The 10,931-nt window shown below is 66.8% G+C and carries 9 protein-coding genes; all 9 read right to left on the bottom strand.

What is annotated here, in order from left to right:
• The coding region (locus Q8S40_RS17775; RefSeq protein WP_305671427.1) for a (2Fe-2S)-binding protein at positions 1-216 on the bottom strand (216 nt) is incomplete at its 3' end.
• Between the two features lie 108 nt (positions 217-324).
• Positions 325-1,371 carry an ABC transporter ATP-binding protein gene (locus Q8S40_RS17770; RefSeq protein WP_304807127.1) on the bottom strand — a complete coding sequence of 349 codons (1,047 nt, stop codon included), beginning with the start codon at positions 1,369-1,371 and terminating at the stop codon, positions 325-327.
• A complete protein-coding gene (locus Q8S40_RS17765; RefSeq protein ID WP_304807129.1) occupies positions 1,368-2,360 on the bottom strand; it encodes an ABC transporter ATP-binding protein in 993 nt (330 codons plus the stop codon). The genes Q8S40_RS17770 and Q8S40_RS17765 overlap by 4 nt, the downstream gene beginning before the upstream one ends.
• A 5-nt stretch (positions 2,361-2,365) precedes the next feature.
• On the bottom strand, positions 2,366-3,217 hold the full coding sequence (locus Q8S40_RS17760) for an ABC transporter permease (RefSeq protein WP_304807132.1): 852 nt from the start codon (positions 3,215-3,217) through the stop codon (positions 2,366-2,368).
• Positions 3,218-3,270: 53 nt separating this feature from the next.
• Entirely contained in the window at positions 3,271-4,212 is a 942-nt protein-coding gene (locus Q8S40_RS17755; RefSeq protein WP_304807134.1) for an ABC transporter permease, read from the bottom strand.
• Between the two features lie 72 nt (positions 4,213-4,284).
• On the bottom strand, positions 4,285-5,889 hold the full coding sequence (locus Q8S40_RS17750) for an ABC transporter substrate-binding protein (RefSeq protein ID WP_305671426.1): 1,605 nt from the start codon (positions 5,887-5,889) through the stop codon (positions 4,285-4,287).
• Between the two features lie 152 nt (positions 5,890-6,041).
• Positions 6,042-7,628 carry an ABC transporter substrate-binding protein gene (locus Q8S40_RS17745; protein ID WP_371136855.1) on the bottom strand — a complete coding sequence of 529 codons (1,587 nt, stop codon included), beginning with the start codon at positions 7,626-7,628 and terminating at the stop codon, positions 6,042-6,044.
• Positions 7,629-7,635: 7 nt separating this feature from the next.
• Positions 7,636-9,195 carry an ABC transporter substrate-binding protein gene (locus Q8S40_RS17740; RefSeq protein WP_305671424.1) on the bottom strand — a complete coding sequence of 520 codons (1,560 nt, stop codon included), beginning with the start codon at positions 9,193-9,195 and terminating at the stop codon, positions 7,636-7,638.
• Between the two features lie 50 nt (positions 9,196-9,245).
• Positions 9,246-10,838 (bottom strand): ABC transporter substrate-binding protein, encoded by a 1,593-nt coding sequence (locus Q8S40_RS17735; RefSeq protein WP_305671423.1) that lies wholly within the window; start codon positions 10,836-10,838, stop codon positions 9,246-9,248.
• Positions 10,839-10,931 lie beyond the last annotated feature (93 nt).

Below are 10,931 nucleotides of genomic sequence, written 5' to 3'. Positions count from 1 at the left end.
GATGTCGCTGCCGTCGCACTGGACGGACAGGATGGTGCAGGACTTCACGCTGTCGCCGCCCATGTGGACGACGCAGGCGCCGCACTGGCTGGTATCACAGCCGACATGGGTGCCGGTGAGGCGAAGCTGCTCCCGCAGCGTCTCGACCAGCAGGGTGCGGGCCTCGACCTCAACCGTGTGTTTCGTGCCGTTGACCGTCAGTGTCACCTGCGGCATCGCGCCTCTCCCCGAATTTTCGCCTGCCGGCCCCCGGTTGGGGGCCGCCCTGACATCGGAGAGTCGTCCCGGTCCCGCGCCTCGTCAAGCGTGGCGATGGCGAAACCGTCAGCCCACCGCCAGAAGTGCGGCGCCCTTGGCCCCCGAGAGCGGATTCTCCGCCGGCGGCAGGTCGTGCAGGTGGCAGGCGCTGACATGCCCCTCCCCCAGCGTGTCCCGGATCGGTCGCAGGACCGGCTCCTCCGATCGGCAACGATCGAAGGCGTAGGGGCAGCGGGTATGGAAGCGGCAGCCCTTGGGGGGGTTGATCGGGCTGGGCACATCGCCCTTCAGGATGACCCGCTCCCGCTGGATGCCCGGCGTCGGCTGCGGCACGGCGGACAGCAGCGCTTCCGTGTAGGGATGCTTCGGCGCGGCGAACAGGCTGCGGCGCGGTGCAACCTCCACGATCTTGCCGAGATACATCACCGCGACCCGGTGCGTCATATGCTCCACGATCGCCAGATCGTGGCTGATGAACAGCATGGCCAGGCCGAGGTCCTTCTGCAGGTCCTGCAGCAGGTTGACGATCTGCGCCTTCACCGAGACGTCGAGCGCGGAGACCGCCTCGTCGCAGATGATCAGGTCCGGTTCCCCGGCCAGGGCGCGCGCGATGCCGATGCGCTGGCGCTGGCCGCCGGAGAATTCATGCGGCCAGCGGTTGATCGCATCCTTCGGCAGCCGTACCTTGTCCATCAGCGCCACCAGCCGCGCTTCCAGATCGGCGGAGTTCTTGGCCAGGCCGAAATTGCGGATCGGCTCGGCCAGGATGTCGCGCACCCGCATGCGCGGGTTCAGCGAGCTGAAGGGGTCCTGGAACACCACCTGCATCCGCCGCCGCAGCGGCCGCAGCGTGCTGCTTGGCATGTCATCGATGCGGGTGCCGTCCAGGATCACCTGGCCATCGGTCAGCGGAAACAGCCGCAGCAGCGCCTTGCCGACGGTGGATTTGCCGCAGCCCGATTCGCCCACGAGGGACAGGGTTTCCCCCTTCGCGATGTCGAAGGAGATGCCATCCACCGCATACACCTTGGCGGTGACGCCGCCGAAGAAGCCGCCATGGATCGGGAAGTGCTTCTTCAGGTCGTTGACCTGCAACAGGGGCACGGTGCTCATGCGGCAAGTGCCCCTTCACGCAAGGCATAGTGGCAGGCGGCGACATGCCCCGGCGCCTTCTCCTCCAGCGCCGGCGCGAAGGCGGTGCAGAGGTCGGTGGCGTGCGCGCAGCGCGTGGCGAAGACGCAGCCCTGGATCTTCTGCTTCAGGCTCGGCACCAGGCCGGGGATCTCCGCCAGTCGCGTCGCCTCCCCGGTGAGCGAAGAGCCGAGCTTCGGCACGGAGCCGAGCAGGCCCTGGGTGTAGGGATGGCGCGGGCGGTTGAACAGCGCGTGCACCGGCGCCTCCTCCACCTTCTTGCCGGCATACATGACGACGACGCGCTCCGCGACCTCCGCCACCACGCCGAGATCGTGGGTGATCAGCACGATGGCCGCGCCGACGCGGTGCTTCAGGTCCCGCATCAGATCCAGGATCTGCGCCTGGATGGTCACATCCAGCGCCGTGGTCGGCTCATCCGCGATCAGCAGCTTCGGGTTGCAGGCCAGCGCGATGGCGATCATCACGCGCTGGCGCATGCCGCCCGAAAGCTGATGCGGATATTCCTTCACCCGGCGCTTGGCCTCCGGAATGCCGACCAGGTTCAGCATATCCACGGCCCGGTCCTCCGCGGCCTGGGCGGACAGGCCCTGATGGAGGCGCAGCGTCTCGCCGATCTGGCGGCCCACGGTCAGCACCGGGTTCAGGCTGGTCATCGGCTCCTGGAAGATCATGCTGATCTCGTTGCCGCGGATCGCCCGCATCTCCTTGTCCGTCGCTTCCAGCAGGTTCTTGCCGTTGAAGCGGATGGCGCCGGCGATCTTGCCGGGCGGCTCCGGGATCAGCCTGAGGATGGACATGGCGGTAACGGACTTGCCGCACCCGCTTTCGCCCACGATCGCCAGTGTCTCCCCGGCATTCACATGGAAGGAGACACCATCGACGGCACGGTTGATGCCGTCCGGCGAGCGGAAATGCGTCTGCAGCGCATCGACTTCGAGAAGTGCCATATTGCTTAGAGCCTCTTGGCCATGCGCGGGTCGAGCGCATCGCGCAGCCCGTCGCCCAGCAGGTTCACGGCCAGCACGGTGATGGACAGGAACAGCGCCGGGAAGAATACGATGTAGGGCTTCACCTGCCAGAGCGCGCGGCCCTCCGCCATGATGTTGCCCCAGGACGGGATGATGGGCGGCGTGCCGGCCCCGATGAAGGACAGGATCGCCTCCGTGATCATGGCGCTCGCGCAGATATAGGTGGCCTGCACGGTCATCGGCGCCAGCGTGTTGGGCAGGATGTGGCGGATGATGATCATCGGCGTGCGGGTGCCCGACGCCACCGCCGCATCCACATAGGGCTGCTCGCGCAGCGACAGCACTACGCCACGCACCAGGCGGGCGACGCGCGGCACTTCGGCGATGGTGATGGCCAGGATCACATTGCCGACGCTGCCGCGGGTCAGTGCCATCAGCGCGATCGCCAGCAGGATGGACGGGATGGACATGATGCCATCCATGATCCGCATGATGATGCTGTCCGCCACCCGGATGAAGCCGGAGACCAGGCCGATGAACAGCCCGATGACGGAGGCAAAGAACGCCACCGCAAAGCCCACGGTCAGGGAGACGCGGGCGCCGTAGAGCACGCGCGAATAGATGTCCCGCCCCAGCATGTCGCTGCCGAACCAGAACTGCGCCGAAGGCTCCCGCGTGCGCAGCGCGGGTGCGAGCGCCGTCGGGTCCTTGCTGGTCAGGAAGGGCGCGAAGACGGCGATGAAGATCATCGCAAACACCAGGAACCCGCCGACGGCGATGGTCGGGTTGCGGCGAATGTAGCCGAACACGCCACCGCGCGCGCGGACCGGCGGCATGATGTCCTGCATCGGGACAGCCGCGTTGACCCCAGGGGGGAGAGTGGTGGTGCTCAATACCGGATCCTCGGGTCGAACAGGGTGTAGGCGAGGTCGATGGCAAGGTTGACCAGCACATAGACGAAGCTGAACAGCAGCACGACGCCCTGGATCACCGGGTAGTCGCGACGCAGGATCGCATCCACCGTCAGGCGGCCGAGACCCGGAATGGCGAAGACGCTTTCCGTCACCACGGCGCCGCCGATCAGCCCGGCCAGGCCGATGCCGATGATGGTGATGACCGGCACGGCCGCATTCTTCAACGCATGCAGGAACAGGATGCCGGACTGGTTGACGCCCTTGGCGCGGGCCGTGCGGATGTAGTCCTGCTGCAGGACCTCCAGCATCGTGGCGCGCGTGATGCGCGCGATGAGCGCGATGTACACGCTGCCGAGCGCGACGGCGGGCAGGATGAGATTCTCAAGCCACGGCCAGAAGCCGCGAGAGAACGGCGTGTAGCCCTGCACCGGCAGCCAATCCAGTTCCAGCGCGAAGATATAGGCCAGCATATAGCCCACGACGAAGACCGGCACGGAAAAGCCGAGCACGGCGAAGCCCATCACCGCGCGGTCGATCCAGGTGCCCTGCCGCTGGGCGGCCAACACCCCCATCGGGATGGCAATGGAGATCGCCAGGATCAGCGTCACGACCATCAAGGAAAGGGTCGGCTCGATCCGCTGCTGGATCATGGTGCTGACCGGCAGATTGGTGAAGATCGACACGCCGAGGTCACCACGCGCGATGTCCCAAACCCAGGCACCGAACCGCACCAGATAGGGGCGGTCCAGGCCGAGGCTGGCGCGGATGCGCTCCACATCGTCCGGCGTGGCCTGGTCCCCCGCGATCACCGCGGCGGGATCACCCGGCGCGATGTAGAGCAGCGAGAAGACGAACAACGCGACGATCGCCATCACCGGGATGGTGGCGAGAACTCTTCGGACAATATAGGCAAACATCCGCTTATCAGACCTTTCGGTTCATCGGTGCATCCGGGCCGGGTCTTCGCCCGGCCCGGATGCAATCTGTCATCAGGCCTTGTTGACGCCCCAGAAGAAGGGCAGCGGGCCCTTCTGGATGCCGGTCACGTTGCTGCGCCAGGCCGTGTAGCCCAGGAAGAAGCCGGTCGGCGCATAGACCACGTCATCGATCGCGGCGGTGTTGATCTTGTCCATCGCCACCTTTTCCGCCGCCGCGTTGGGGGCGGCGAACCATTCGGCCACGCCGTCCTCGACGCCCTTCGATTCCGGCCAGCCGAACCAGGCACTCTGGCCGGTGCCGCGAACCGCGTTGTAGGCGGCCGGGTTCACGCAATCCGCGCCGGCATGCCAGGTGTGGAACATGCTCCAGCCGCCATTCGCCGGCGGGTTCTTCATGGCGCGCCGCTGGCCGGTGGTGCCCCAATCCGTCGCGATGAAGTCCACATTCATGCCCATGCGCTTCAGCAGGTCCGCCGTGATGTCGCCCTGCGCCTTCGTGATGGGCTGGTCCTGCGCCACGATGCAGATCACCGGCTCGTTGTTGTAGCCGCCTTCCTGCAACAGGCGCTTGGCCAGGTCCATGTTGCGCGGGCCCTTCAGGATGTCGCCGCCCGCTTCCGTATAGGCTGGCGTGCCCGGTGTGAAGAAGCCCGGCAGTGCCTTCCACAGCGCATCGTCATTACCGACGAGCGCGCGCATGTAGTCTTCCTGGCTCATCGCCGCGAGAACCGCCTGGCGGATCTTCTTGGAATTGAACGGCGCATGCAGATGGTTCATGCGGAAGCTGCCGATGTTGCCCAGCGGGTCCGCGATATCCAGGCGGATATTCCGGTTGCGGCGCATCAGCGGCACCAGGTCGGTGATCGGGTTCTCCCACCAATCCACCTCGCCGTTCTGCAGGGCGGCGGCGGCGGTGGCCGGGTCCGGCATCACCACCCATTCCACGCGGTCCACGCCCATCACCTTGCCGCCGGACAGCCAGCTCGGCGTGCCTTCGCGCGGCACGTACTGGTCGAACTTCTGGAACACGGCGGAGGCGCCAGGCACCCATTCGTTGCGGATGAAGCGCATCGGGCCGGAGCCGACATACTCATCGATCTGCGTGAAGCTGTCGAACTTCGTCGCGATCCGTTCCGGCATGATGAAGCAGATCGGCGTGTTGGTCTTGCCGAGCGCGTATTTCAGCTTCGGATAGGGGCTGCCCAGCACCCAGCGGAAGGTGGTGTCATCCACCGCCACCAGTTCCTTCTGGATGGCGCGCACCATCTGGCCCATCGGGTCGCGCGGTGCCCAGCGGGCGATGGAGGCGACGACATCCTTCGCCAGCACCGGCGTGCCGTCATGGAAGCGCAGCCCGGCGCGCAGCTTGAAGGTCCAGGTGAGGCCGTCCGAGGAAACCGTCTCCCCCTCCACCATCTGCGGCAGCGGTTCGAGCTTGTCGTTCACGCCATACAGCGTGTCCCACACCATGGCCGATGCATTGCGCACGACATACTGCGTGCCCCAGATCGGGTCGAAATTGGCAAGATTCGCCTGCGGTACGAAGCGCAGCGTGCGCGCCCGCGCCCCCTGCGACAGCGCCGGCGCGGCATGGCCGCCCATTGCCGCGAAACTGCCGGCGGCAAGGCCGGTCTTGAGGAATGACCTGCGTTCCATATTTTGAAGCCCCTTGATCCCAGACGCCCTCGTTAGAGGCAGCCTGCCTTATCCCTGTGCGATGCGCCAGCGTTCAGGACCGTTCATCCTGGGCTGGCGCATACAGGCGTGTTGCGGTGCACACGCCGTGCCACCGCGGCAGGCGGACCGGGTCAGGCGCGACGCACGCCCCAGAACAGCGCCGGGCCGCCCTTCACCAGGCCGGTGATGCTGCGCCGATGCGCCATGCGGGGCAGTACCTGGCCGAGCGGGATGAAAGGCACCTCCTGCCACGCCACGCGCTGCATCTCCTCCGCAATCCGCTTCTCCGCCGCCAGGTCCGGCGCCTCGAACCACGCCTCGCGCAGTTCCTCGAGGCGGGGGATGGTGGGCCAGCCGGCCCAGGCGGCACTGCCATGGCCGCGAATCGGCTGGTGGCTGCCGGGAACGGAGACGTCGAAACCCTCCCAGGTCGTGCAGAAGGCGCTCCAGCCGCCCTGCTCCACCGGGCCGCGGTTGGTGCGGCGTTGGATATGCGTGCCCCAATCCATCGCCTGCAATTCCACATTGAAGCCGATGCGCTGCAACAGATCCGCCGCCACCACGGACAGGTTCTGCAGGATCGGGATATCCGTCCCCGACAGCATCGCGACCCGCTGCCCGGCATAGCCCGATTCGCGCAACGCCCGCTGCGCCGCCGCCAGGTTGCGCGGGCCGGACAGAACCTCCAGCCCTGCATCATTGGCAAGCGGCATGCCTGGCGTGAAGGCACCGGCCGGCACGCGCGACATCTCCGGGTCGGTGCCGATCGCCGCATCCATGAAGGCGCGCTGGTCCAGCGCCGGCAGGATGGCACGGCGCACCGCGACATTGTCGAAGGGCGGATGCAGGAAGTTGAAGCGCAGCACGCCGAGATTGCCGGCCGAGCTGATCATCTCCACCGCGATGTCGCGGTTGCGACGCAAGAGCGGCAGCAGATCCGCCAGCGGCGTCTCCCACCAATCCACCTCGTTGTTCTGCAACGCGGCGGCGGCGGTGGAGGGATCGGGCATGATCTGCCACTCGACCCGATCGAAATGCACCGGCTTGCCGCCGGCCAGGAAATCCGTCGGCTCGTTGCGGGATTCGTAGCCGTCGAACTTCGCATAAAGCACCCGGTCGCCGGCGCGGAACTCGTCGCGCAGGAAGCGGAACGGCCCGCTGCCGGTGAAATCCTGGATCTGCTGGAACGGGTCGGTCTGCGCCACGCGTTCCGGCATGATGGCGCAGATATTGGCCGAGGGTTTTCCCAATGCGAAGGCCAGGCCCGGCCAGGCCTTCTTCATGCGGATTTCGAAGCGCGTGTCGTCGATGGCGCGCATGCCATCCAGCAGCCCATCCAGCCGCTGGCCCAGCACATCCCGCTTCGACCAGCGCGCGATGGAGGCCACGCAATCCCGCGCCAGCACCGGCGTGCCATCATGGAAGCGCAGCCCCGGCCGCAGCGTGATGGTCCAGCGCCGCCCCTCATCGCTGATCTCATGGCCGGCCGCCATCTGCGGCTTCGGCTGGAAATCCGCGCCGAGGCCATACAGCGTGTCGTAGATCATCAGGCCGTGGTTGCGGACCACCACGGCTGTCGACCACACCGGATCGATGTTGGAGAGGTTGGCCTGCGGCACGAAGCGCAGCGTGCTCGCCCGTGCCTGTGCCGACGCCAGCCGGGGCGCGACCAGCGCCGCCCCTGCCGCACCGAGAACGCTCCGCCTGGTCGTCTGCATCATGGTCTCAAGCCTTGCCGATGTTCCAGAAGACAGTGGCCGGCGCACGGAATACGCCGGTGACGTTGCGGCGCCAGGCACTCGGCTGCCAGTAGAAGCCGAGCGGGATGTAGTACATCGACTCCATCGCCTTGGCGTTCAGTTGTTCCGCGATGCGGCGGCTTTCCGCCGGGTCGCCGGTCTGCACCCATTCACCGCGCAAGCGCTCGATCTCCGGCTCATCCGGCCAGCCGAACCAGGCATTCGCCGCATTGGCGCGCAGGAACAGGTGATAGACCGGCAGCGCGAGCGACTGGCCGGAGGAGGTGGTGTGGATGATGCTCCAGCCACCGCGCTCCACCGGTTCCTTGCTGGCGCGGCGCTGCACCAGCGTGCCCCAGTCGGTCGAGATGACTTCGAGGTTGAAGCCCATGCGCGTCAGGATATCGGCCGTGACCAGCGACAGCGCGTTGATCTGCGGATAGTCACCGGGCGCGATCAGCACCACCTTCTCGCCATTGTACCCGGCCTCCCGCAACGCGGCGCGGGCGCGTTCGATGTTGCGGGTCTTCAGGATCTCGCTGCCGCTTTCATTGGCGAGCGCGGTGCCACAGGTGAAGACACCCTCGCACACGCCCCAGCCATCCGGATCGTTGCCGGCGACGGCGCGCAGATAGTCGCGCTGGTCCACCGCCATGGCGACGGCGCGGCGAATGGCGGGGTTGTTGAACGGCGGCTGCAAGGTGTTGAAGCGGCAGACGCCATAGGTGCCGTCCATCAGGCGCTGCTGTACCACCATTTCCCGGTTCCGCCGCAACAGCGGCAACAGGTCGTGCAGCGGGTACTCCCAGTAATCCTGCTCGCCCTGCATCATGGCATTGGCGCTGGTCGCCGGGTCCGTGATGATGGTCCACTCGATGCGGTCGATGTTCGGACGGCGGCCGCCGGCCAGGCCATCCACGGCTTCCTGCCGCGGCACATAGGCCTCGTTCTTCGCCCAGACGGCGCGCTGGCCGGGGTTCCACTCGCCGGGGACGAATTTGAACGGGCCGCTGCCCACCGTCTCCCGGATCTGGGTGAAGGCATCCGTGCTGGCGATGCGCTCCGGCATGATGAAGCAGGGGAACTGCGTCTGGCCGAGCGCCATGGTCAGCAGCGGCACCGGCCGGTGCAGGCGGAAGCGGAAGCGACGGTCATCCATCGCCTCCACATCCGCCACGCCGGCGCTGAGCACCTGCATGAAGGGATCGCGCCGCGCCCAGCGCTTGATGGAGGCGACGGCATCCTTCGCCAGCACCTTCTCCCCATCATGGAAGGCAAGGCCCTCGCGCAGCGTGAAGGTCCAGGTGAGCTGGTCGTCGGAGACGGTCCAGCCCTCCACCATCTGCGGCTTGATCTCGCCGTTGCTGTCCTGCGCGCAGAGCTGGTCGTAGATCATGAAGGCGTGGTTGCGGGTGACCACCGCGGTGGTCCAGACCGGGTCCACCGAGGTCAGGTTGGCCTGCGGAATCACCCGCAGGCTTCGTGCCGCGCCACCCTGCGCCGAAACCACGCTGGGGGCCGCCACCGCCGCGGCCGAAGCCGCCATCAATCCACGCCGTCCAATCATCTTTTCGATCCCCTGTCTGGTGAAGCTGTTCAGTCGCGCTTGATGCCCCAGTACAGCGCCAGCCCGGGCACGCGGCCGGACAGGTTGTTGCGCAGTGCCGTCAGGGAGAGGTAGGCGCCGACCGGGATGTAGGGCAGCTCATCCATCGCCACCTCCTGCATCTCCCGGCCGAGGCGCTGTTCGGAGGCGGCATCCGGTGCCTCGAACCAGGCATCGCGCAGCTCCTCCAGCTTCGGAATGTTGGGCCAACCGAACCAGGCCCCGGTGCCATTGCCGCGCAGCGGGAAATGCGCCGCCGGGTTGGCGAAGTCGAAGGAGGAGAAGGCGGTGAACAGCATGCTCCAGCCACCCGCCGAGACCGGCTCCCGCGAGGTGCGGCGCTGCACGGTGGTGCCCCAGTCGGTCAGCACGATATCCGCATTGAAGCCCATCCGCCGCACCAGATCCGCACCCACCTGGGTCATGGCGGAAGGCGCCAGGATGTCGGTCGGGCCGATCAGGCGCATCACCTCGTTGTTGTAGCCGGCTTCCCGCATCAGTGTTTTGGCGCGGTCGATGCTGCGCGGGCCGGTCAGGGCCGCCATCGCCGCGTCATTGGCCATCGGCGTGCCCGGCGTGAAGAAGCCGGTGGCCGCGTTGAAATTGGCCGGATCGGTGCCGACGATCGCCTGCATGAAGTCCGACTGGCTGATCGCGGGCAGCATCGCCTGGCGCAGCTTCTTGTTGTCGAAGGGCGCGTGCAGGTGATTGAAGCGCAGGATGCCGGTCAGCGGCAGCGGGTCGATCGCCTCGATCCGCACATTGCGGTTGCGGCGCAGCAGCTGCTGGATCTCCGGCGGCGGCTGCTCGTACCAGTCGATCTCGCCGGTCTGGATGGCGGCGGCGGAGGTCGCGGCATCCGTGATGATGTGCCACTCGACCCGGTCGAAATGCACGATCTTCGGCCCGGCCGTCAGGCTCGGCGTGCCGGATGCAACCGGCACGTAATCCGCATTGCGGGTGTACACCACCATCGAGCCGGAATTGTACTCATCCGCCTTGAAGCGGAACGGCCCGCTGCCAACGGCTTCCCTGATCTGCGTGAAGGCATCCGTGCTGGCCAGGCGTTCCGGCATGATGAAGGCCGGGCTGTTGGAGACCTGGCCGAGGGCCGCGAACAGCAGCGGGAAAGGCCGCTTCAGGCTGAACTGCAGCCGCTTGTCATCAAGTGCCGTCAGCTCATCCGTCAGCGACGCCAGCTTTTGGCCGAACGGGTTGCGCTTCATCCAGCGGGAGACGCTGGCCACCACATCCTTCGCCAGCACCGGCGTGCCATCGTGGAATTTCAGCCCGTCGCGCAGCGTGATGATGATGCGCCGCCCGCCATCCTCGGACACATGGCCCGCGGCCATCTGCGGCTGCGGGCGGAACTGTGCGTCCAGCCCATACAGCGTGTCATAGATCATGTGGCCGTGGTTGCGCGTGATGTTCGCCGTGGTCCAGACCGGGTCCAGACTGGTCAGGTTCGCCTGCGGCACCATCTTCAACACGCGGTTCTGCGCCGGCTGCGCGATGGCGAAGCTCGGCAGTGTGGCAGCACCACCAATAGCTGCGCCTGTCTTCAGCAGATCCCTGCGAAGCATACCAGTCTCCCGTTCAAGCCATCCCGAGAGACGATCAGACCAGCCCAGCGCCGTTCCCGCAAGACGCAACCGCCGGGCAGTCAGGCGGAAGGG

This window comes from Falsiroseomonas sp., from assembly GCF_030695085.1.
Classification (GTDB): domain Bacteria; phylum Pseudomonadota; class Alphaproteobacteria; order Acetobacterales; family Acetobacteraceae; genus Falsiroseomonas.
The sequence above is the reverse complement of the archived record's forward strand: the minus strand, read 5'-3'. Positions and strand labels throughout refer to the sequence as shown.